The sequence below is a fragment of the Pseudoalteromonas sp. P1-7a genome (assembly GCF_001401855.1).
Lineage (GTDB): Bacteria > Pseudomonadota > Gammaproteobacteria > Enterobacterales > Alteromonadaceae > Pseudoalteromonas.
The window spans coordinates 148,958-170,982 of record NZ_LKDU01000003.1 but is presented as its reverse complement, the minus strand read 5'-3'; the positions used below and the strand labels follow the sequence as shown (position 1 = coordinate 170,982).

20 protein-coding genes are annotated in these 22,025 nt (G+C 41.1%); 13 read left to right on the top strand and 7 right to left on the bottom strand.

The genetic code is table 11. From position 1 onward, the window contains the following. Nucleotides 1-65 precede the first annotated feature (65 nt). Both pdsS and pdsR read right to left on the bottom strand, forming a co-directional pair. Nucleotides 66-2,201, bottom strand: a complete 2,136-nt coding sequence (gene pdsS, locus AN389_RS04310; RefSeq protein ID WP_055019320.1) for a proteobacterial dedicated sortase system histidine kinase — start codon at nt 2,199-2,201, stop codon at nt 66-68. Next, nucleotides 2,201-2,890, bottom strand: coding sequence for a proteobacterial dedicated sortase system response regulator (gene pdsR / locus AN389_RS04305; RefSeq protein ID WP_055019319.1), 690 nt, complete (start codon nt 2,888-2,890; stop codon nt 2,201-2,203). Before pdsR ends, pdsS begins: the two co-directional genes overlap by 1 nt. 200 nt (nt 2,891-3,090) lie before the next feature. Between pdsR and pdsO the strand changes: the two genes are divergently transcribed. The 3 genes from pdsO to AN389_RS20130 are packed head-to-tail and all read left to right on the top strand — an operon-like array spanning nt 3,091 to nt 6,468. Continuing rightward, nucleotides 3,091-3,822: a sortase-associated OmpA-like protein PdsO gene (gene pdsO, locus AN389_RS04300; protein WP_055019318.1), complete on the top strand. Its 732-nt coding sequence runs from the start codon at nt 3,091-3,093 to the stop codon at nt 3,820-3,822. A 46-nt stretch (nt 3,823-3,868) separates the two neighbouring features. Beyond that, entirely contained in the window at nt 3,869-5,872 is a 2,004-nt protein-coding gene (locus AN389_RS04295) for a marine proteobacterial sortase target protein (protein ID WP_055019317.1), read from the top strand. After that, entirely contained in the window at nt 5,869-6,468 is a 600-nt protein-coding gene (locus tag AN389_RS20130) for a class GN sortase (RefSeq protein WP_082430533.1), read from the top strand. Before AN389_RS04295 ends, AN389_RS20130 begins: the two co-directional genes overlap by 4 nt. Here the strand turns inward: AN389_RS20130 and AN389_RS04290 are convergent. Further along, nucleotides 6,357-7,322 carry a DMT family transporter gene (locus AN389_RS04290; RefSeq protein WP_055017329.1) on the bottom strand — a complete coding sequence of 322 codons (966 nt, stop codon included), beginning with the start codon at nt 7,320-7,322 and terminating at the stop codon, nt 6,357-6,359. The genes AN389_RS20130 and AN389_RS04290 overlap by 112 nt on opposite strands. A gap of 116 nt (nt 7,323-7,438) precedes the next feature. Between AN389_RS04290 and proB the strand changes: the two genes are divergently transcribed. From proB to AN389_RS04265, 5 genes are all read left to right on the top strand, one after another. Next, nucleotides 7,439-8,542 (top strand): glutamate 5-kinase, encoded by a 1,104-nt coding sequence (proB, locus tag AN389_RS04285; protein WP_055019316.1) that lies wholly within the window; start codon nt 7,439-7,441, stop codon nt 8,540-8,542. Between the two features lie 137 nt (nt 8,543-8,679). Continuing rightward, entirely contained in the window at nt 8,680-9,654 is a 975-nt protein-coding gene (locus AN389_RS04280) for a GGDEF domain-containing protein (protein ID WP_055015124.1), read from the top strand. Nucleotides 9,655-9,708: 54 nt separating this feature from the next. After that, nucleotides 9,709-10,068, top strand: a complete 360-nt coding sequence (locus tag AN389_RS04275) for a glutaredoxin domain-containing protein (protein WP_004586118.1) — start codon at nt 9,709-9,711, stop codon at nt 10,066-10,068. Nucleotides 10,069-10,113: 45 nt separating this feature from the next. Further along, entirely contained in the window at nt 10,114-11,598 is a 1,485-nt protein-coding gene (gene gltX, locus AN389_RS04270) for a glutamate--tRNA ligase (RefSeq protein ID WP_055015125.1), read from the top strand. A gap of 161 nt (nt 11,599-11,759) precedes the next feature. Then, nucleotides 11,760-12,059 carry a hypothetical protein gene (locus AN389_RS04265; RefSeq protein ID WP_055017332.1) on the top strand — a complete coding sequence of 100 codons (300 nt, stop codon included), beginning with the start codon at nt 11,760-11,762 and terminating at the stop codon, nt 12,057-12,059. 4 nt (nt 12,060-12,063) lie between these two features. Here the strand turns inward: AN389_RS04265 and AN389_RS04260 are convergent, their stop codons facing one another. Next, nucleotides 12,064-12,456: a hypothetical protein gene (locus tag AN389_RS04260; RefSeq protein WP_055015127.1), complete on the bottom strand. Its 393-nt coding sequence runs from the start codon at nt 12,454-12,456 to the stop codon at nt 12,064-12,066. A 168-nt stretch (nt 12,457-12,624) separates the two neighbouring features. Between AN389_RS04260 and AN389_RS04255 the strand changes: the two genes are divergently transcribed. The 3 genes from AN389_RS04255 (at nt 12,625) to AN389_RS04245 (ending at nt 15,703) form a co-directional block, all read left to right on the top strand. Further along, nucleotides 12,625-13,326, top strand: coding sequence for a DUF3581 domain-containing protein (locus AN389_RS04255; RefSeq protein ID WP_055015128.1), 702 nt, complete (start codon nt 12,625-12,627; stop codon nt 13,324-13,326). Nucleotides 13,327-13,419: 93 nt separating this feature from the next. Further along, complete coding sequence (locus AN389_RS04250; protein ID WP_055015129.1) at nt 13,420-14,670, top strand: DEAD/DEAH box helicase; 1,251 nt, start codon at nt 13,420-13,422, stop codon at nt 14,668-14,670. 55 nt (nt 14,671-14,725) lie between these two features. Continuing rightward, nucleotides 14,726-15,703, top strand: coding sequence for a sensor domain-containing diguanylate cyclase (locus AN389_RS04245; protein ID WP_055015130.1), 978 nt, complete (start codon nt 14,726-14,728; stop codon nt 15,701-15,703). Between the two features lie 76 nt (nt 15,704-15,779). On the opposite strand, the gene AN389_RS04240 is transcribed toward AN389_RS04245, so the two are convergent. Next, nucleotides 15,780-16,736 (bottom strand): methylenetetrahydrofolate reductase, encoded by a 957-nt coding sequence (locus tag AN389_RS04240; RefSeq protein ID WP_055017336.1) that lies wholly within the window; start codon nt 16,734-16,736, stop codon nt 15,780-15,782. 259 nt (nt 16,737-16,995) lie between these two features. On the opposite strand from AN389_RS04240, the gene AN389_RS04235 reads away from it, so the two are divergent. Beyond that, nucleotides 16,996-19,875: a pitrilysin family protein gene (locus AN389_RS04235; RefSeq protein ID WP_055015132.1), complete on the top strand. Its 2,880-nt coding sequence runs from the start codon at nt 16,996-16,998 to the stop codon at nt 19,873-19,875. 79 nt (nt 19,876-19,954) lie between these two features. Here the strand turns inward: AN389_RS04235 and AN389_RS04230 are convergent, their stop codons facing one another. Together AN389_RS04230 and AN389_RS04225 are read right to left on the bottom strand one after the other, a co-directional pair. Further along, entirely contained in the window at nt 19,955-20,269 is a 315-nt protein-coding gene (locus tag AN389_RS04230) for a helix-turn-helix transcriptional regulator (protein ID WP_055015133.1), read from the bottom strand. A 1-nt stretch (nt 20,270) separates the two neighbouring features. Further along, on the bottom strand, nt 20,271-20,678 hold the full coding sequence (locus AN389_RS04225) for a hypothetical protein (RefSeq protein WP_055019315.1): 408 nt from the start codon (nt 20,676-20,678) through the stop codon (nt 20,271-20,273). Between the two features lie 295 nt (nt 20,679-20,973). Between AN389_RS04225 and AN389_RS04220 the strand changes: the two genes are divergently transcribed. Further along, on the top strand, nt 20,974-21,903 hold the full coding sequence (locus tag AN389_RS04220) for a diguanylate cyclase (protein ID WP_055019314.1): 930 nt from the start codon (nt 20,974-20,976) through the stop codon (nt 21,901-21,903). Nucleotides 21,904-22,025: the final 122 nt, after the last annotated feature.

Genomic DNA, 22,025 nt, shown 5'->3' with positions numbered 1-22,025 from the left:
TAGTAAATTGTAATCACTGTGCAAAAAATAAGGGCGACTCAGCAGGGCGCTACTTTATGCACAGCCTAGTTTTGTAAAGGCAGGGTTACTTTAAATACCACGCCATTACCGCACTGGTTATTTTGCGCAGTGACACTGCCGTTATGGTAATCACATACTAGCCTTACAATATAAAGCCCTAACCCTAAATGTGGTTGTTGCTGCATTTGCTGACTACGCACCGACACCATAGAATCAAAAATATGCTCAGTTAGTCCTTCAGGCAGTACGGGGCCTGTATTACTCACTGTTAATATTGCTTTATTTTCGCTCTGCTTAAGGCCTACATTTATAGCCGTATTGGCTTCACTAAATTCCAGCGCATTATTAATAAGCTTATCTAGTAGCTGAGCTATAAATTCGGGAGCTCCTTGCATAGGTAAAGGGTTTTGGCATACATCAAGCTCAAATAATTGTTCAGGGTAAGTAAGCTGATAGCCTTGCATGCAGCCATTAATGACCTTTTGTAAATCAAACGGCTCGCTCTCGTTGCTTTGAATGCTTTGCTCAAGGCGTGTGGCTTCGCTCATGGTGGTTATTATTTTACCTAAGCGCTCAACCCCTTCACTGGCGCGCTCTAAGTATTTTTGGCTTAGCTCGTTTTGTGGCAGGCTTTGTAAGTTTTCAAGTGATGAGCGCACCACAGCCACCGGCGTGCGTAGTTCGTGCGATAACCGCGATGACATATTTTCTAAATAGTTAGTGTACCCACCTAATCGGCCAACAATATTGGCAAAGCTTCGTGAAAGGTCGCCAATTTCATCGTTTGAGTCGCTGTAATTTATACTGCCGGTAATGCGCCCTTGGGCGTCAATGGCTTGCTCTGCGGTATCACGCAGTCGTCTAATACGGCTCGAAATACGCGAAGCAAAAAAGAACAACGTCACAGTACCAATTAGCATCACCGCTAAAATAACGTTAAAGAGCTTTTCGAGCGATTTATTACGCAGTGTGCGTACACCGTTAGTGGTTTCCTCAGCGATGACTGCGCCAATGACTTTGTCGTCAATCCAAATAGGGTAAGCCGCCGATAAAATAACGGCTTTACTGTCGGGGGTTAACCGCCAAGACGACGCTGGTTGCCCTTTGAGTGCTTTAGCTAAATGCGTACCTTGCATTGAAGCGACATCGTGTAGGGTATCTAAAAATTCGTTTTCGGGGCGAGTTAAAATTTTATAATAAAGCGGGTGTAAATACGTTTGCTCAAAGCGCTGCCAAGCATTTTTAGGCGGCTGGTTTTTAAGCCCGTCGGCCCATACGCCATCGGCATTTTGAATTGTGCCCGACTGCGCTAATACGCGATGATGGTTATCAACCACCCAAATACGGCTGCCGCTGTGGCCCATACCTTTTAAAATTCGATTAATTTCGGGTGAGGGCACCAATACCGAGCCTAAATCGCTGGGGTTATTTAAATTAGAAGTCGACATTGTTTTAGAATCAAACGGCGCTTTTTTTGTGTCGATATCGACCACGGCAAAGCCTAGCTTGTTACCCAGCATATTAATGGGAAAGCGCAGCTCTACGTTATATCCCGATTCAGTACGCATAAAATAGCCCTGAATTTTTGTAAACGGTGTTTTGGTATTCGCATTAAACGCATTTACCCAGCCATCTTGGCGTGGGGCAATAATGTACGTATTAAAATCGCCGCCTGGGCTTTTTAGGCCAATTTTTAAATGGTCGTTATTCGTAATGCTTAAACTATTTTTAGCACGATATACAAGATGATCGTCAGTGACTTTAAACACCGCATACAAATAGTTATCAAATTTGCCAACCATATGATCAAACGATAAATCACTGGCTTGGTGATTGCGCTGCGTTTTTTGTAAATAACGTTTATCGTAATGCCAAAAAAGTGGTTGATAGCTTTGCCAGTCGCTCAGCTTGCCATCAAGTTGAATGGGATTTTTAAGGTTGTACGCATATAAGTCGCGCCCTTTTACTACCTGATCTAAAAAATTGGTTTGCTCATCAAACAGTGCTGGGCGCTCGTGCAAAGCGGTGGCAAGCGCGCGTGTGGTGCCTACGAGGGTTTTTTCTTGGCCTTGGCGTAAAAACTTTTCCATTTCCCATACGTACTCGTAACCAAGCCACGGCAGTAAAAACAAAAAGCACGACAGAAGTATAAATTTACTGCGTAGGCCAAAACGTAACATTAGCGTTGCTCCCACCTGTAGCCCATACCGTACACGGTATCTATGCAGTCAAAGTGGCTATCAAGTGCCATAAACTTTTTACGAATGCGTTTTACATGTGAGGTAATAGTGCTGTCGTCTACGTAAATTTTTGCATCGCTCATTAAATCGTTGCGGCTTTTAACATGGCCTGGGCGCTGCGCAAGGGAGTGCAGCATCCAAAATTCGGTCACCGTTAAATCAACTAATTGCTGCTGCCAAAATACCTGCATGCGCTGGGTGTCGAGCTTAAGCGGGCCGCGTGTAATTAATGCATTGGCATCGGCGGGTTGCTCAAGCGCTTCCATGCGTCTAAATAGCGCGCCTATTCTCGCAGCCAAGTGGGCTAAGCTAATATCTTTTGTTAGGTAGTCATCGGCGCCCATACGCAGGCCACATACGGTATCTATTTCGCTATCGCGTGCAGTTAAAAAAATAATAGGCAGTGTTTTAGAAAGCGTACGCAAAGTTTGGCAAAGTAAAAAACCGCCGTCTATTTCGTGGCCTAAACCAATATCAACAATGGCTAAATCGGGTAGGGCGTCTTTAAATGCGCTCTCTGCGCTGGCGCGATCTGCAAAACCACTTACCTGGTAACCTTGAGCGCTAAGCATCTCAATATAGTTTTCGCGGATGGCGGTTTCATCTTCAATGATGGCTATTTTTTTCATTCTACTCACCCTTATTTATTTTAAAACGCACTATATCGAAGTTTTTCAGCTATGTACGGTTAAAAAGGCAATTGCCATTTTTTTGCCACAATTGCTCAGTACTTTGCCATTTTTGCTCCCCTTTGTTGCCACTTGTAGCTGTTTTAATACAACCATCAAAACAAAACATCGCAAATTAAAACAAGTTTAAGGATTACATCATGAAGAAGATATTAATCGCATTAACGCTAGTAGCCAGTGTGTGTACACCTGCATTTGCGTCAGCCGCTAACACCCCTTCTAAAGAAGCACACAAAGAAACCGCCATTGGCTTAGGTACAGGCGCCATTATTGGTGGTGTCGTTGGTGGGCCAATTGGTGCCTTTATTGGCGCATTTGCCGGGGGCTTAATTGGTGATTCAAAAGTGGCCGATGACAAAATAGCCCAGCAACAGCGCGCGATTACGCTGATGCAGGAAAAAACCAGCGACTACATGCACGTACTTAATCACAACAATAGGCTTGAGCAACAGTTAGAAGTACTCACTAATCAAAATGAGCAGCTAACACAATCGCAAATAAATAACTTACTTGCCATGACAGTACAATTTAAAACAGGCTCAAGTGTTATTGCCCCGCACTTTGCTGCCCAGTTAGACCAGCTTGTGGTGCTGTTAAAAAACCAGCCGCAACTAGCGTTAGATTTAAGTGGTTTTGCCGATCAGCGCGGTGATGAGCAAGCGAATCTTTTATTGTCTAAAAAACGTGTAAACGCAGTGCAAAGTTACCTTATAAAGCACGGTATTAGCCATACACGTTTAAGTGCTCAGGCCTTTGGTGAGCAGCATACATTAGCAAGTAGCAACACAATTGAAGATAACTTTTTTGATAGACGCGTAACACTGACTACTCGCTCAATAAACCCGGTAAATGGCCAAACGGCAAGTAACTAAAACCATTTTTATTTGAGTAAAGTTAAGCGTTTGATGGAGTGATTTTATGTTGAGTAACCCAACCAAAATGCTTACTAAAGTAAGCATTTTTATTTTCTTAGTGAGTGTGCTTCTGGTTAGTTTTAATAGCCGTGCACAGTCGCCCAAGCTTGAACTTTTTGACAGTGGCGGTGCGCCTTTAGCGCCAGCCATTATTTTAAAAAGTGACGCAAACATGACTTTAACCGGCTTAATTAACCATGTGGTCGTTAAGCAAACTTATCAAAACGATAATCTGTTTGCGGTAAATGCGCGTTATGTGTTTCCGCTGCCTGATGAAAGCGCCGTTCATGCAATGACGATGCGCATAGGTGAGCGGGTCATTAAAGGTCAAATAGATAAAAAAGTGGAGGCCGAAAAAAAATACCAAGCGGCAAAAAAGGCAGGCAAGCAAGCCGCACTTGTGCGCCAGCAGCGCGCGAATATGTTTATTACTAATGTGGCAAATATAGGCCCTGGCGAGCAGGTTATTGTTGAGCTTGAGTATCAAGAAATTATTAATTACAGCAGTGGTACATTTGCGGTTCGTTTTCCTACAACTATTACGCCGCGCTATCATGCAATTAGTGGTGAAGTTGGGCAAAGTAACACCGACAAAACCGTATTAAATCAGGCACCGAGCGGCTGGTTAAACCCTGTTTACAATATACAAAGCTCAGAGCAAAGCCAAGATGATGCACCCGATAGCAAATTTAGCTTAAATATAGACATAGACGTAGGGCTGGAGCTGGTAGAGATAAATTCTAAATTTCATAACGTAGACATTCATAACCCAGCATTTGGCCAATATACGGTTGCTTTAAATGAGCAAAAAACTATAAATCGCGATTTTGTACTTGAGTTTAAACCGCTACAAAAAGAAAGCGCTCAGGCAGCATTTTTTACTCAGCAGTTTGAAAACGGCGACCGATACGGACTTGCTATGCTAATGCCACCTGCAGATCACTTTACGCAAACGCAGCGCCTACCACGTGAAATGGTGTTTGTTGTAGATACCTCAGGCTCTATGCACGGGCAATCTATGGAGCAAGCTAAAAAGGCGCTGTTTTATGCGCTTTCTTTACTCGATAGCGACGACAGCTTTAACATTATTGGCTTTGATAACGTGGTTACCCCCATGAGCGATAACCCCCTCGTTGCCAGCGATTTTAATTTGCGCCGTGCTGAGCGCTTTATTTATAGCTTAGAGGCGGATGGCGGCACCGAAATACAAGGTGCCCTTGATGCTGTCCTTGATGGTAGCCGTTTTGAAGGCTTTGTACGCCAAGTGGTATTTTTAACGGATGGCAGTGTAAGTAATGAAGACGCCTTATTTAAAAATATTCAGCGTAAATTGGGCGATAGCCGTTTATTTACTGTCGGTATTGGTAGTGCACCTAATAGCTTTTTTATGCGCCGTGCTGCAGATATAGGTAAAGGGTCGTTTACGTTTATAGGTAGCACACATGAAGTGCAGCCTAAAATGCAGCAGTTATTTGATAAGCTTGCTCACCCAGCTATCACTAATTTAGCACTGAGCGATGAAAGTGGTAATAGTTTAGATTTTTGGCCTTCCCCCTTGCCCGATTTATATTTTGGTGAGCCAATAATGGTGGCTATAAAGCTAAACGATTCGAGTCGAATTACGCTTAATGGGCAAACTGCTCAAGGCCCCTTAAATATAAAACTAAGCGCACAAAATAGCGCAAACGCAAAAGGGATTGATAAGCTGTGGGCGCGCCAAAAAATTAAATCATTGCTTTTGTATAATGACCGACAGGCAGTTAAAAATGAGGTGCAAGGCCTTGCGCTCACGCATCAATTACTTAGCCCGTTTACGGCCTTTATAGCTATTGAACACACTCAAACTAAAGAGCCTGCAAAGCAAACTGCACTAGCTAAAAACGCAGCGCCACACGGGCTAGCTATGCGTTTACCGCAAACCGATGGACAAAGCCGTCTTTACATCCTGCTGGGCTGTATTTTGTTAGCCGGGTTTGGCGCGGTAAAATTAACTCGGGCATTTAAATGAATAAGTGGCTAAGTGCAGGCTTATTAATTGCTGGGTTGGGGTTGTTTTCTCATGGTGCTTATATGCAAGCTAAGGCATGGCTTGCCCAAGTATTAATAGAGCAGGCCTGGCAAGAGGCCCTTATTACGCCAAACGCTCGCGTTAAACCGTGGTTTTACGCCGATACCTTTGTTACAGCGCAGCTTAGCTGGCCTAAGTACAATAAAATGCTTAGCGTTTTAGCAGGAGCAAGTAGCCGTAATTTAGCATTTGCACCAAGCCACTTTTTGCCGGGGGCAAAGCTTGGCGATGCACAAGGCGGTGCGTTAATAGCGGGTCACAACGACACTCACTTTGCATTTTTACAACACACCAAAGTGGGGGAAACGTTTACGCTGCAGTTGCAAAATGGCGTAATTCAGCATTATAAAGTGAAAGGGATTGAGGTTATTCATCAATCCCAACAGGCGTTTTTACAAACGCCTGGGCTTTACTTATTAACCTGTTACCCTTTTGACTCGTTGGCATCGGGCACTGATTTAAGATGGCTTGTATCGGCTGAGTTGATAGGGTCATCACCAGCTTCGTTAAGCGGTATGTCGACCACCAGCTCTTGATGTCGTTGGCTTATCATCACCCCTGCAAACACGATAAATATACTCACCCATTGCCAAAAATCGAGCACTTCACCCAAAATGATGGCTGATAAAATAAGCGTGAAAATAGGAATTAAATTTGAGTAAGCCGCAGCAGTTAACACTGATACTTTGCCAATTGCATAGTTATACATACCATAGCCACCGAGGGTGACGCACGAGCCTAAATACAAAATGCTCATAAGGGCGGCTAGGTCATGCTGGTTTTCGCTTGGTAAGTCGATAAAAAACAAAAATGGTGCAAAAAACACACTACCGCTTATACCTTGTAAAGCAATTAGCGTTAACGGCGAGTAACGATTGGCCAAGTGCTTAATGCTAATGGTGTAAAACGCCGCGCATACCATGGCCATAAGTTCTAAAAAGTTACCCAATAATGGATTAGGGGCTTGATCAGTATTGGGTGAAAGCAAAGTAAGTAAAATACTGCCGCCAATACATAGAGTAAACCCAATCACAATGGCTTTACTGATATACTCTTTAAGCATAAAAAACGCCATCAATGCCACAATAATAGGCAAGCACGAAACAATAACTCCCGCCTGAGAGGCCGAGGTGTATTCCATTGCGTGGCCTTCAAACAAAAAGTACAAGCAAGGCTCAGCCAGCGACATACCTAATAAGTACTTCCAATCGCCTTTTAAATACTCAAACCGAATTACATAACGCCATAAGCAAAGCGATAAAACTAAGGTGGTTAACATGCGTAAGAATATAACTAATGCAGGGTCGTAAACGGCAATAGCATACTTAAGCGCAATAAAGGAGCTGCCCCATAAAAAGGTGGCAATAATTAGGCATAAACTAGCTGGCATAAATGAAATTTTATCAAATTAAATTAACGCTGATCCTAGCATGAATAATTTTAACTTGTTCAAAAATACCGAGCTGGTATAAGTTTATTTATCTTTAATTTTAATAGTAAATAATAATGCGTAGGGAACAGGTAATTGTTGTTAAGCTTGGTACAAGTGTACTAACAGGCGGCACCGATAAGTTAGACAAAGCCCATATGGTTGAGCTGGTTCGCCAATGTAGTGAACTAAAAAAGCAAGGCCACCAAGTTATATTAGTATCAAGTGGCGCGGTTGCTGCGGGGCGCGAACAACTAATTAAACCCTGTGGCCGCGGCCTAATAGATAAGCAAATGTTGGCAGCCGTTGGGCAAGGCCAGCTTATACATATTTGGCAAAGCTTATTTGCCTTGTATGGGATAAACGTAGGGCAAATGTTACTTACCCGTGCCGACGTAGATGACCGCGAACGCTATTTAAATGCGCGCGACACCTTAAATGCGTTATTAAGCCACGATGTGGTGCCTATTATTAATGAGAACGATGCAGTAGCAACTAGCGAGATAAAAGTAGGCGATAATGATAATTTATCGGCGCTTGTAGCTATTTTAGCTAATGCCAACAAGCTATTACTGCTTACCGACCAAGAAGGTTTATTTACCAGCGATCCGCGAACCAATACGGATGCAAAGCTAATTGACGAAGTCACTCATATAAATGATGAATTACGCCAACTCGCTGGTGGTAGCGGTACAAATTTAGGCACCGGCGGTATGGCCACAAAACTACAAGCCGCCGACGTAGCAAGGCGCGCAGGGGTTGAGGTTATTATTGCAAAAGGCGCTGGAAATAATGTTATTTTAAAATGTATGAGCGAGCAATTACCCGGTACGCGTTTTTTAAAGCTTACTGCACCAAAAGATGGCCGTAAAAAGTGGCTAATGGCTGGGCCTAAAAGTACCGGCCAAATTATGATTGATGCAGGCGCTATTGCTGCACTACAAAACAAAGGGGCAAGCCTATTAGCCAAAGGCATAACCAATGCTTTTGGCCGTTTTGAGCGGGGCGACTTAATCGATTTAATAGACACCAATAACCATGTTATTGCACGAGGGTTAACGCGCTTTAACCAAGTTGAAGTAAATAAAATTAAAGGTGCTCACTCAGAGCAAATAGGCGAGCTACTCGACTTTGATAGTGGTGCTGTGGTGCTACACAGAGACGACTTAGTTTTACTTTAGTTTTTTATAGTGCTTAGTAAAACAAACTTTAATCCACATAGGTGAATGCGCCCTAATTAAAAAGTATTGGTTAATTATTTAGCAAAGTTGATAGTTTTGTCTAAACTGATTGAAGTTAAAACAGTTTAGGTAAACTAATGAAGGCAAACAATTGCGGGCACGAATGGATAATCAATCTAACTCAGCAAGAAGAAGAAAGTGATTTAGATACGTCGTTAGTACAGATTATTGGCGACCTGCTCGAAGTTGAAAATTTTGCTATTTATATTAATAAACACTTTAGTGCGCAATTACCGCCTACGCTTATAAACAGCGACACTCGCCTTGAAGTATTAGAGTCTAACGAAGCGTTAGCGCTGCTTAATAAAGTAACCCAAAACAAAATAAGAGTAAGCCGTGCCTTAGGTGTAGTAACAACGTATGTGCCAGTGTATTACTTTGGAAAAGTAATTGGCATATTACTAATAGAAACCACAACAGAGTTAGCGCAAACCACCACAATGCTCGCCGTGCATATTTTAAATATTTATGCCAACCAGCTAGGGCTACTGCATAAATCGCGTTTAGACCCCTTAACTGAGCTTTTAAATAGACAAACCTTTGATAAAAAAGTGATCGAAATTGTCTCAGGCAAAGGCTTTTTATTACCCCGTGATGATACAAACGAAAAGCGACGATGGTATTTAGCCATTGCAGATATCGATCACTTTAAACGCGTAAACGACAATTACGGCCATGTCATAGGGGATGAGGTTATTTTACTTGTGGCGCGCCTGCTAAAAAATAACTTTAGGTTAGAAGACTACGTATTTAGGTATGGTGGCGAGGAGTTTGCGGTACTATTTCAAACCAAAACCGAGGCACAAGCACATATAGCACTTAACCGTTTGCGCTCAAATATTGCTGAGTACCCCTTTCCGCAAGTTGGGCAGCTTACAATTAGCATTGGCTTTTTAGAGTTGGCAAGTATTGATACTGTATCTAGCATAGTGCACCAAGCCGACATGGCGCTGTATCATTCTAAAAATAGCGGCCGTAATAAAGTGACTGCTTATAGCGAGCTTGAGGTAAATGAAGAAGTGACCACCGATAATAGTATTGAGCTTTTTTGATTGTGAATTTGTGCTAAAATCTGGCTCCTTAAATTGTTGTAGGCAGGCACAAACATGAAATTCGTTCGTTGGTTTTTAGGTTGTATAATTTTATTCTTTAATTTTGTATTTACTCCTCGCAGTAAAAAGCGTGCAAGCGATGTGCAAGCGCAGCTTGATCAGCAAACCTCACAATTTAAACTTTATCAATTTAAAGCATGCCCGTTTTGCGTAAAAGTACGCCGTGCAATTAAGCGCGAAGGCTTAAAAATAGAAACGCGTGATGCAAAAAATAATCAACAATTTCGTCAAGAGCTGTTAGAGCAAGGCGGCAAAATTAAAGTGCCATGCCTACGTATAGAAAAAAATGGCCAAGTAGAGTGGCTGTACGAATCTAACGATATTATTGCTTACTTAAATAAAGTAGCGGCTTAAACGACCCCCTTAATTTTTATCTCACTTATTAAAAGAGACATTATCATGACAATCCGTACTCGTGTTGCCCCATCTCCAACAGGTGACCCGCATCTTGGCACCGCTTATATTGCGTTATTTAACTACTGTTTTGCTAAACAACAAGGCGGCGAGTTTGTACTTCGTATTGAAGATACAGACCAGGTTCGTAGCACGCCAGAGTCAGAACAAGCGATTATGGATAGCCTGCGTTGGTTAGGTCTTGAGTGGGATCATGGCCCTGATGTAGGCGGCGAATTTGGCCCTTACCGTCAATCTGAGCGTAGCGATTTATACAAAAAATACGCGCACCAATTAGTTGAGCAAGGTAAAGCGTTTTATTGTTTTGCAACCAGCGAAGAGCTTGACCAAATGCGCGAAGAGCAAATGGCACAAGGTCTGCGCCCTAAATACGACGGTCGTGGTTTAAACCTCACAGAAGATGAAATTAAAGCGAACTTAGCTGCTGGGAAGCCTTACGTTATACGCATGAAAATACCTAGCGAAGGCACCTTTAAGTTTAACGACTACCTACGCGATGAAATTGAAATCCCGTGGGAAAACGTAGACATGCAAGTGCTATTAAAAGCCGATGGTTTTCCAACGTACTTTTTAGCAAACGTAGTGGATGACCACCACATGCAAATAAGCCATATTTTCCGTGGCGAAGAGTGGATTAATTCAGCACCTAAACTATTAAAACTTTACCAAGATTTAGGTTGGGAAGCCCCCGTATTAGGCCACTTACCATTATTACGTAATCCAGATAAATCAAAGCTTTCTAAGCGTAAAAACCCAACGTCTATTAATTACTATAAAGAAATGGGTTACCTACCAGAAGCCGTGCTTAACTACTTAGGCCGTATGGGTTGGTCAATGCCAGATGAGCGTGAAAAATTCACCCTTAACGAGATGATTGAACACTTCGACATGAAGCGTGTATCACTGGGCGGCCCAGTATTTGATGTGGAAAAATTAAGCTGGTTAAACGGCATGTGGATCCGCGAAAACCTTACAGATGAAGAACTTGTACAGCGCTTTGTTGATTGGAAGTTTAATGGCGAAATGCTAGCTAAAGTATTACCAGAGGCTAAAACGCGCATTAATACGCTTTCGGATATGGTTGACTTAGCAGGCCACTTTGTAGGCGGCATTCCAACTTACGACCCAGCACTGTTAACAGCGGGCAAAGCTGACGAAAACGTAATACGCCAAGCGCTACAGTTTTTTGTATGGCAGCTTGAAGGTTTACGTAGTTTCGATAAGCCAGCTATTTTTGCCATTGCAAAAGAAGTTGCTACATTCCACGAGCTTAAAATTAAAGACTTTTTAGAGCCAATATTTGTAGCAATCACGGGTAAAACATCATCTACCTCAGTGCTTGATGCAATGGAAATTTTAGGCTCAGACTTATCACGTGCGCGTTTACGTGTTGCACTTGCTCATTTAGGTATTTCTAAAAAGCAGGCTAAAAATATTGAGCGTGCGTACCGCACATACCCAAGTGCATAACCTTTAGTCATACTTTATAAAAAGCCGCGCTTATTAATTAAGCGCGGCTTTTTTGTTTCAGGCTGTTTGGCTATATGTCATCGCGTTTTGATATCGTTTAGCGCAAGCAGTGGCGCTTTAGCAAATGCTACAATGCTGCATGTAAATTAAAAGGAGGCAGCATGATTGCACCTGTAAAAAACAAAGCTTTATTTAGCAGTAATGCCTTTTCAATAAACCTAGTTACTTACCCTACAAACCACAGCGTAATGAGCCATATAGACCCCGTGCAGCAAGGGCGTTACTACAAACTTAATTTTGTACTCGTAAAACCCAAAGCGGGTGGGGTTTTTAAATGCTCAAAATGCATTATTAATTGGTTTAACCGCGTGTATCTATTTAGACCCGACAAGTACGAGCACAGCGTTTCTAAAATTGAGTCAGGAAAGCGCGTACTACTTAGTTTTGCGCTTAATATATAATTTATTAATAGTCGTAGGCCTGTCCGCTGCATAAAACAGACAGGTCACAATACGATACAGATATTTCGCGACAAGAATTTATAGTAAAGGCGTTACCGCCTCTGCGCATTGCATCTGCTTTAAGTAAATCTATAGACTCTGATTTAGAGCGATTGTAGCTTATACTACTGTTGCCTCTACCATCTCCATTGCAGCTTTCGCCTTCAATTCGGCCTAAAAGTGTGGCGCCACTTTCGTGTGCTTCTTGGTCGCTATAAAACTGTTGTAAATCTCGTTTTTTAACGTACGTACCAATTTCCTCAGATAAAACATCGTTATCTATATCGGTATGAAAAGTCACGTTTGAGCATCCAGTTAAAGCAGTGAATACGCTTATTGCTGCAAAAACACGTAACATAATAATTAGTCCCTTATTTAAGTTTGGTACCTAAATTACTAACTAAAACAGGTATGTGCAATATTTACCCTTAAGTTAATTGTATGAATTTGTAAGTGATTCGACCTCTCTTTAAATTTTTTCTGGTAGTATGGGCAGGTTATAAGCAGTTTAAGCAGTGAACAATCTATGTTAAGTCCTTACTTTCAGCAGCATGCTGACTATGTTTCTATCTCTCGTGAGCAAGGGTGTCGTTTCGCAAAGTGCGTTGCCGATGATTACAACCCACTTCATGATAAAGATGCCAAAAAGTTTTGCGCGCCAGGAGACTTACTTTTTTCTTTAGTATTAGACCGCTACGGTATAAGTGAGCGAATGGAATTTACCTTTGCCGGTATGGTTGACGAAAACACTAAACTTAACTTTCCACAAGGGGCTGATGAGTTTGATGTAACCAACGGCGACAAAGTAATTTTAAAGGTAAAACGCGAAGGTCAAACCAGCAAGTGCCCAACACTTACAAATAGCCTAATAAAAAACTATGTTGAGTTTTCTGGTGCTGCATTTCCGCACGTAATTATTCCGCTAATGGGCAAGCAAGATGTAATGATTAACCCAGCGCGCCCTATGGTTATTTACGAGTCGATGATCATTAACCTTGATAACATTAATATTCAAGCGCCAACGCTTGAGTTTGCTGAGCCAAGTTTTGAGTACACAGGTAAGCGCGGCAAAATTACCTTGCGCTTTAATTTACTAGAAAACGGCGAAAAAGTCGGTTTTGGTGAAAAGCACATGGTGGTGTCGGGTATTCGTGAATACTGCCAAGCAACGGTTGATGACTTAATCGCGTTTTATAATGAGCGAAAAGCCACCTTAAAACCGGCTTAAAGTTTATTTTAAATAAAGGCGCTATTTATAGCGCCTTTTTTATTGCTAAAGCTCAGGTATAATGGTGCTCTTTGTTATTTTAAAGCTAAGCCTATGTCTGCCACATCGTTCTCATCTCTAAAACTCGATTCGTTATTACTAACAGCAATTGAGCAAAATAATTACACCACGCCTACCGCCATTCAGGTTAAAACTATTCCGCACATATTAGCGGGCAGCGATGTAATGGGCAGTGCGCAAACAGGCACAGGTAAAACAGCCGCCTTTGTATTACCACTACTACATAAGCTTTTAAATACACCAAAAAAAGATGAGCCAGGTATAGCCCGAGTAGTTATTTTAACCCCCACACGTGAGCTTGCTCAGCAAGTATTTGCAAGCTTTGAAAAATACGCTCAAGGCAGTAATATTCAAGGCGCTTTAGCGTATGGCGGCGCAAGTATTGGCCCGCAAATTAAAGCACTTAAAACGGCGCAAGTGATAGTCGCAACACCTGGGCGTTTACTTGATCATATCGTTAAAGGCAGTGTGGTGCTTTCAAGTGTTGATTCGTTAGTATTTGATGAAGCCGACCGTATGCTGGATATGGGCTTTATTGATGAAATAAAACGTATTTTGCGCCACATTCCAGGCGATCGCCAAACCTTATTGTTCTCAGCCACATTTGATGACAGCGTGTTTGAGCTGAGTAAAAAACTACTTAAAAACCCAGAGCTGATTGAAGTTGATAAACGTAACTCAGCCGCCGTGGAAGTAGAGCAAGTTATTTACGCAGTTGATGAAGATAGAAAGCGTGAGCTTGTATCACACATGATTGGCATGAAAAATTGGCGCCAAGTACTTATATTCACGCGTACAAAACAAATGGCCGATAAACTTGCCAAAGAAATGTGTAAAGACGGTTTAAAAACTGAGTCTATCCATGGCGATAAATCGCAAGGTGCACGCGACCGTGCATTACAAAACTTTAAAGAAGGCTCAACGCGTGTATTAGTTGCCACTGATGTAGCTGCCCGCGGTTTAGATATTCCCGCGCTTAAATACGTAATAAATTTTGAGCTACCTTACATAGCAGAAGATTACGTACACCGAATTGGCCGTACAGGTCGCGCTGGCGAGCAAGGCCTTGCCATGTCGCTGGTAAGTATTGATGAGCAATGGTTACTGGAAGAAATTGAAGTACTACTTGATACCCGTTTAACACCACAATGGCTAGAAGGTTACGAGCCTGATTTAAACAAGCCCCCTAAAGATAACCGTAAAAACACCAATAAAGCCCGTAAAGATCGCGATAAAAAGCGCATTACGGGGCAAAGAGCACCAACTAAACGCCGCAGAAAGTAGCCTTAAACATATTTATTTAGCTATACTGAGGCGACTAAATAGCTGAGGTATAGTTATGTTTGAAACAGATAAATGGGCATTTTCTGGTATCGATGGCCAAATATCGTTACATAAATGGCAAAAGACCATTGATCTGATTACGGGGCTTTTTTCGGCACCTTCCGGCTATATAGTTCAGGCTACTAGTAAAGGCTATCGCGTAGTTATTAGAGCAAATGAAGGCGGCTCACACTTTGAAACCAACCCTATACTCCCTCCAGAAACGCCCTTGTTTTGTAAATATGTAGCCGAAAACAACAAAACCTTATATGTAAATAATGCCAGTAATGATGCGCAGTGGAATACCATGCCAGAGGTGATTGAAGATGATGTTGAATCCTACCTTGGCCTGCCAATTCACTGGCCTGAAGGCAATGTATTCGGTACATTGTGTTTAAAAGATTCAACAAAAACCAGTTATACCAATGAGTATTTTGAACTAATAGAGCAGCTGCGTGATTTAATTGAAGACGATTTAGCCCTTATTTATAGCTTTGAGCAAATGCGCGAAATAGCCATGCTTGACCCGCTTACCAACATTTATAACCGCCGTGCACTAAGCTTACTTGCCCAACACAAACTTAATTTAGCACTGCGTTTGGGTTTTGATGTGTGTTGCTTGTTTATTGATATAAACGACTTTAAAAAACTAAACGACACTTACGGCCATGATATAGGCGATCAGGCGCTAATCATTTTGGCAAATACCTTAAAAACACACTTAAGAGAGGCTGATATAGTAGGGCGTTTAGGGGGCGATGAATTTGTAGCTGTAATGCAAATTAGTGATAGAAGTAAGCTTAACCATATTATTGATAAAATAAAAATTGAGTATACAAACGCACTATTAGAAAACAACGTATGCGCGCTGACACTCAGCATAGGCGAAAGTTTTACTAATAAACAAAAGCAACCCTTTGATACGTTATTAAATTTGGCCGATCATCAAATGTATAAAAATAAACAAGCGTACAAATTGGCTAAAAAAGCATAATAATAAAAGCAATACACTTAAACATAGCAACAAAAAGCAAGCCATTAGGCTTGCTATAAACGGGGAGAATGAGGCGTTAAGCGATTTGTTTTTCGGCTAAGTTTAATTCCATCGTGGCTTTTAATAAACGGTATAAGTTTATTGATGCGTCAATTTCTTCTTTACGGTTTGTTAAGCTTTCAATATTTAAGCCCAGTGGCACATCAAGGTGTGCACAGCTTTTGAGTATTAGGTCGAGATTTTCTCGGCAAATACGTACCGATTCACTTAAGGTGTTTTCTGCATCAAGCATGCGCCATTTAGTGGCCTCTGGCACTGAGATACCCAACCATTGCATAAACTCTAAGGTTTTATCGCCACCGCACGGGGTAAACGTTAAAATAATTCGTTTTGGTGTAATACCTTGCGCTTTACAGGTACGCGCATAACTTGTGATTAGCTCTATCGTTGCTTGTGCGTCGTAAACCGCTTGCGATATAAAAAACTGACACCCTTGTGCTGTTTTTTCTATAAGGCGCTCGTGCTCATTTCGCTTACTTGCATGGCGCTCTGCTATGGTAACGCCCCCTAAAAAGAAGTCATCACTTTGCTCTGCAAGCGTTTTATAGGCATTGGGCAAGCTTAGTTTTATATCACCCACCGATGAAGGGCTACCCACTAAAACCACATTTTTTAAATCGTAGTCGTTTTTGGTTTCATCCAACCAGCCTTTAAACTCTTCTACACCACGCTGTGCCACACTTTTGTAAGTAATGACATCCGGAGCAGATAAATTACGTAGTAAGTGGCTGTATTCACGTGGGTCTACAGTTTGTTTAAACGGAAATGGGCGTGCTTTATCTGTACGACTACTTTCATCTTGAATGTCGTAAATTATTACGCCGTCGTATTCAATTTCGTGTAAGCGAGCAAGTAGTTTTTCTGCAATGATTTTTAGTTGCACTTTATCAGTACCAATTTTAGGCGGGGTAGTACCAATAAGATAAACACCTTGATTGGTGTCTTCTATTTTTTCTTGTAGTGATAAAGCCATAATCCTCATTCCAGCTTAGTCCAATGTATGTAATTTAATATAGCAGCCATTTAGACGTCTAGATAGATTTATTTGGTGAAAGTTTTTCAATTAACTTGAGTGTTTTTCATGCTTAAGTGTTTTTAAAATAGGGAATTGACACAGTTGTTTACATTAAAACTGTCGCAAAGCTCTTACAATCATTTGCTTTAGGGCATAATCAACTATGAATTAGCATTAAATCTAATAACAAATTTGCTCAATTTAAAAAGGGACAACAATGAAATTTAAATTACTAGCAACAAGCTTAGCGGTATCGCTGGCGCTAACAGGCTGCGCAACACAGCAAAGCGAAAACACCCAAGCAGCACAGCAACAGCAAACAACAGCCGCTGATGAGCGTGTATTTTCGCAAGAGTACTTAATCGAAGAGCTTGATAACGGCTTACGTGTAATGGTTGTTAAAACCGATTACCCCGATGTAGTGTCGCTGCAAATTCCGGTATCGGTTGGTTCACGAAATGAAGTAAAAGAAGGTAAAACCGGGTTTGCTCACTTTTTTGAGCACATGATGTTTAAAGGTTCTAAAAAATTCCCGCAAGACGAATACACTGCCATTTTTAAAAATGCAGGGGTAGATAACCGTGCTTACACCACTAATGATTACACAAACTACCATTTAAACTTTTCAAAGCAGCACCTTGATAAAGTACTTGAAATTGAAGCCGATATTTTTCAAAACTTAACCTACACCGAAGAGCAATTTAGAACCGAAGCGCTAACGGTTAAAGGGGAGTATTTAAAAAATAACGCCAGCCCAATTCGTAAGTTATTGAGCGCAGTTCGCGAAGAAGCGTTTGATACACACACCTATAAACATACCACCATGGGCTTTTTTGAAGATATTGAAGCCATGCCAGATCAAATGGCGTACGGTAAAGAATTTTTTGATAAGTTTTATAAGCCAGAATATGTATCGCTAGTAATTGTCGGCGATGTAGACCCTAAAGCCACGATGGCGATGGTGAAAAAACATTGGGGTGGCTGGAAAAAAGGCAATTACGTTGCCGATATAAAAGCCGAGCCTGCACAACAAGCGCCTAAATATGTACATGAGAAAAACGAAGGTCTGCCTGGTCATTGGTTGCTTGTATCATACAAAGGTGCGGCCTGGGAGCCTGCAAAAAAAGATAGAGCCGCGCTTGATTTAATCTCACAACTTTATTTTTCAAATAACTCAGATTTATATCAAGAGCTGGTTGTTGAAAAACAAATAGCGAGTCAAATGTTTACCTATAATCCAGAAACAAAAGATCCTGGTTTATTGCATGTATTTGTAAAAGTAGAAAATGAAGATGATTTAGCAAAAGCACGCGATGCTATTAATCGCACTTACGCAAAAGCACGTACCGAACTTGTTGATGAGCAAAAACTAAGTGATTTAAAATCGAACCTTAAATACAGCTTTATTAACGGCTTAGATTCATCACAAGCAATTGCGTCAACCCTTGCAAGGTACATGCATTTTGAGCGCGATCCAGAGGTAATTAACCAACTTTATAAATCGGCCGACAACATCACAGCACAAGATATTAAAGCCGTGGCTAATAAATACTTTGTAGATGACGCGCGTACAACCGTAACTATGTCGGCACTTGATAAAGCGCCAGGGTTTGAGCAGGAAGCAAGCTTAAACGCGTTAGTTGCAAAGCTTGATAAAGCGCCTGAAGCGCCAGTATTTAAAGTGCTTGATAAAACCAATAGCTCGCCACTGATTGACGTAAACTTTTTATTCAATACAGGGGCTGCCGCAGACCCTAAAGGTAAAAAAGGGGTTGCTGCGCTTACAGCCGCTATGCTTGCTCAAGGTGGCTCGCAAAGTACGAGTTACAAAGAGATACAAAAAGCGCTTTACCCGCTTGCGGGTAGTTTCGGTTATCAAATAGATAAAGAAATGCTGTCGTTCCAAGGGCGTATACATAAAGATAATGCTGAAACATGGTATGCAATTATAAGCGAGCAACTGCTTAACCCAGGTTTTAGAGACGATGACTTTAAACGCCTTAAAAAAGAAATGATCGACGGTATTAAATCGGGCTTAAAAGCCTCTAACGACGAAGAGCTTGGTAAAGAAGTACTCTACAGCACGCTTTATAAAGGCCACCCATACGAAAGCTACAACTACGGCGATATTTCGGATTTAGAAGCGCTAACGCTTGATGATGTAAAAGCATTTTACAACACAGAGCTTACCCAATCTAAACTAACACTGGGTTTAATTGGCGCTGTGCCAAAAGCACTTAAAGCCGAAATTAAGAGCGATTTAGCAACCTTACCTAAAGGCGAGCAAAGCCGTTTAAGTATTCCTGATGCGCCAGAACTTAAAGGTCATCATGCAACAATTGTAGAAAAGTCAGCGCAATCTACCGCGGTATCGTTTGGTTTCCCAATTGATACTATTCGTAGCAGCGAAGATTGGACCGCCCTTTGGCTTGTGCGTTCGTACTTTGGTGAGCATCGTAGTTCTAACTCATACCTGTATGAGCGAATTCGTCAAACACGGGGTATGAACTACGGTGATTACGCCTACATTGAGTACTTCCCGCGTGGTATGTTTCAAACTAAACCTGATGCAAACTTAGGACGCTCTGAGCAAATATTCCAAATCTGGTTACGCCCGCTGCGCTCTAATAACGATGCACACTTTGCAACGCGTACTGCATTGTTTGAGCTGGATAAGCTCATTAAAAATGGTTTAACCGAAAAAGACTTTGAAGCAACACGTAACTTTTTAATTAACTACGTACCGCAGCTTGTCGCAAGTCAAAACCGCCAGTTAGGCTATGCACTTGATAGCGAATTTTATAATACGGAGTCGTTTGTAAAGTACGTGACAAATAAACTTGAAAAGCTAACACTTGCTGATGTTAATCGCGTGATTAAAGATAACCTGCAAACAGACAACGTGCAGTATGTGTTTATTACCGGTGACGGCGAAGACATGAAAAAACGTTTAGTGTCAGAGCAAACATCGCCAATGGTTTACAACACAGAAAAACCAGCAGAACTTGTTGCTGAGGATAAAGTCATTGCCGATTACAAATTAGCAATCCCAGCTAAAAATATTGAAGTAATGGCCGTTGAAAAAGTGTTTCAGTAATTTAAGCGCTTTATTCAATATATAAAAAATGCCCCAGTGCTTATAGCCTGGGGCATTTTTATTTAATTAGCGTAGGGTATTAGTTAGTCGCTAAAAGCACTGAACCTGCGCCTAGAGCAAAGCTTATTAAGGAGCTAATAACAACGCCCGCTAAAAAGCTTTTAGTTGGTGTACTTTTAACGGTGTCATTTACAGGTTCATCAAGTTTAATTAGCTCGCCTTGGCGTACTTCAAGTACCGCGCATAGTGCCATAGTGGTTTCTTTAGAAGCGGCGCCTTGTTTTTCTACTCGTTGAATGGTCCGCAAGCTTACGTCGCAGGCATCTGCAAGCTGCTGCTGTGTCCAATTCAACTTACTTCTAAGCGATTTAATTGTTGTAGGATTTAATTGCACGTTAAAGCTTCCCTACAAATAGTTCAACAATGGTTGCCGTTGTATAGCCAAACACCGCTCCGCCTAATGTGCAGCCAGCAAGAAAAAATGCTGCCTTTTTAGGGTCGTCCGAAAGGCTAGATTGAACTTGTTTTGCAACGATTTTTGCATCTTTATAAAGTGTGCATTCTAGGCGCCCTGTGAATATGTTAAGCATGTCAAACTTTACTTGATACTGTGAGCCCTCAAAATCAAAAGAATGTGTGCTCGCACAATTAATAGTGCGTTTTTTACTGAATAAATCATCGTTTATGTACACTTCTTCTTTACCAGTAAAGTAACTACCAAAGCAGGCTATTTGGTTGTCGCCATCTTGAAAGTAGAATTTATAACCAAGTCGTTTTGTATTTAATATATCGTTTTTCATCATCGTTATCCTTGTTGAGTTGATGATGCTAATTTAGCGTTTGTTTTTATTTTTTACGCCGTCAGTAGTATGTCAGTAGCTAGTTTGGCACATGACAGCAGCCCTGTCATGCTTCATTAGTACTTGATTATTAATGTAAAAGTAAATTTTATGAATTTTTATAGATCACTTAACTGTCATACGGTGTATTACTTCACATTAATAAATTAAGCAATTAGCGTGATGCAAAGTAACAATATTGTGTTAAAAAATTGTTATTGATTATACTAGTTGACAACAAAGCTAAAATGGAAAGCTCGTGATTGACGATAAAGCGTTTTTTAAGTTGGTATTAGATACCACGCCCGACCAAGTAGTGGTTATTAATTCTGCTGGCGATATAGTATACGTCAATAGAAGCTGGCAAAACTTTGGTGAACAAAACGACTGTGCCTGCTGTGATATGTGGGAGCAACAAAATTACTTAACTGAGTGTGAGAAAGCAGCGCAAAAAGGAGACAGCTTTGGTTTAAAAGCATTTAACGGTATTAAATCAGTTATTTCAGGTGCTAATGGCGACTTCTATCTAGAATATCCGTGTCATAGCGAAGATGAAAAACGTTGGTTTATGATGCGTGTGGTCTCGTTTAACCATATAGATAATGCGTATTACGCTATTAGTCATCAAAATATTACCGAGCGAAAATTAGCAGAAGAGCAAGTACAAAAACTTGCCGCTATTGATGGCTTAACAGATATTGCTAACCGAGGCTTTTTTGATACCTTTTTAGAGCAAGAGTGGAATCGCTGTCAGCGTTTAAGTATGCCGCTTTCACTGGCTATAATTGATATTGATGATTTTAAATTACTTAATGATACCTACGGCCACCAACAAGGCGATACATGTTTAAAAATGGTGGCTAAAGTACTTAATGAACACACTAAACGGCCCAGTGATTTATGCGCGCGTTTTGGTGGTGAAGAATTTGTACTAGTTTATGGAAATACAAACTCAGATCAGGCTTTGTTAGTATTGAACGATATTTTAGAAAACCTAAAACAGTTAAACATTGAAAATAAACATTCATTACCCAGCAAAACCCTCACTGTTAGCGTAGGGTTGACTACTATTACACCAAGTAGTGATTTTACAGCGGCGTATTTAATCAAAGAAGCAGACGATTTACTTTATAAAGCAAAAGATAAAGGAAAAGATGCTTTATGTGTGAGTGATTTAGCACTCGTATAATTTTTTACCCTTAGTTATACCTAATAACCAGAACAAATAACTAAGGCGTTAACACCTTAGGCTTTAAATCCGTTAAACTTGGGAAAAAGCTCTTTTTATATCAATTTAAGGCAGTGTAGTAT

Excerpts from the sequence above, each read along its gene's own strand:
- AN389_RS04235 (WP_055015132.1), top strand. The coding sequence starts at position 16,996 with ATGAAATTTAAATTACTAGCAACAAGCTTAGCGGTATCGCTGGCGCTA.
- AN389_RS04265 (WP_055017332.1), top strand. The coding sequence starts at position 11,760 with ATGATTGCACCTGTAAAAAACAAAGCTTTATTTAGCAGTAATGCCTTT.
- AN389_RS04250 (WP_055015129.1), top strand. The coding sequence starts at position 13,420 with ATGTCTGCCACATCGTTCTCATCTCTAAAACTCGATTCGTTATTACTA.
- AN389_RS04260 (WP_055015127.1), bottom strand. The coding sequence starts at position 12,456 with ATGTTACGTGTTTTTGCAGCAATAAGCGTATTCACTGCTTTAACTGGA.
- pdsO (WP_055019318.1), top strand. The coding sequence starts at position 3,091 with ATGAAGAAGATATTAATCGCATTAACGCTAGTAGCCAGTGTGTGTACA.
- AN389_RS04240 (WP_055017336.1), bottom strand. The coding sequence starts at position 16,736 with ATGGCTTTATCACTACAAGAAAAAATAGAAGACACCAATCAAGGTGTT.
- AN389_RS04295 (WP_055019317.1), top strand. The coding sequence starts at position 3,869 with ATGTTGAGTAACCCAACCAAAATGCTTACTAAAGTAAGCATTTTTATT.
- AN389_RS04245 (WP_055015130.1), top strand. The coding sequence starts at position 14,726 with ATGTTTGAAACAGATAAATGGGCATTTTCTGGTATCGATGGCCAAATA.
- AN389_RS04225 (WP_055019315.1), bottom strand. The coding sequence starts at position 20,678 with ATGATGAAAAACGATATATTAAATACAAAACGACTTGGTTATAAATTC.
- AN389_RS04290 (WP_055017329.1), bottom strand. The coding sequence starts at position 7,322 with ATGCCAGCTAGTTTATGCCTAATTATTGCCACCTTTTTATGGGGCAGC.
- gltX (WP_055015125.1), top strand. The coding sequence starts at position 10,114 with ATGACAATCCGTACTCGTGTTGCCCCATCTCCAACAGGTGACCCGCAT.
- proB (WP_055019316.1), top strand. The coding sequence starts at position 7,439 with ATGCGTAGGGAACAGGTAATTGTTGTTAAGCTTGGTACAAGTGTACTA.
- AN389_RS04280 (WP_055015124.1), top strand. The coding sequence starts at position 8,680 with ATGAAGGCAAACAATTGCGGGCACGAATGGATAATCAATCTAACTCAG.
- AN389_RS20130 (WP_082430533.1), top strand. The coding sequence starts at position 5,869 with ATGAATAAGTGGCTAAGTGCAGGCTTATTAATTGCTGGGTTGGGGTTG.
- AN389_RS04275 (WP_004586118.1), top strand. The coding sequence starts at position 9,709 with ATGAAATTCGTTCGTTGGTTTTTAGGTTGTATAATTTTATTCTTTAAT.
- AN389_RS04255 (WP_055015128.1), top strand. The coding sequence starts at position 12,625 with ATGTTAAGTCCTTACTTTCAGCAGCATGCTGACTATGTTTCTATCTCT.
- pdsR (WP_055019319.1), bottom strand. The coding sequence starts at position 2,890 with ATGAAAAAAATAGCCATCATTGAAGATGAAACCGCCATCCGCGAAAAC.
- pdsS (WP_055019320.1), bottom strand. The coding sequence starts at position 2,201 with ATGTTACGTTTTGGCCTACGCAGTAAATTTATACTTCTGTCGTGCTTT.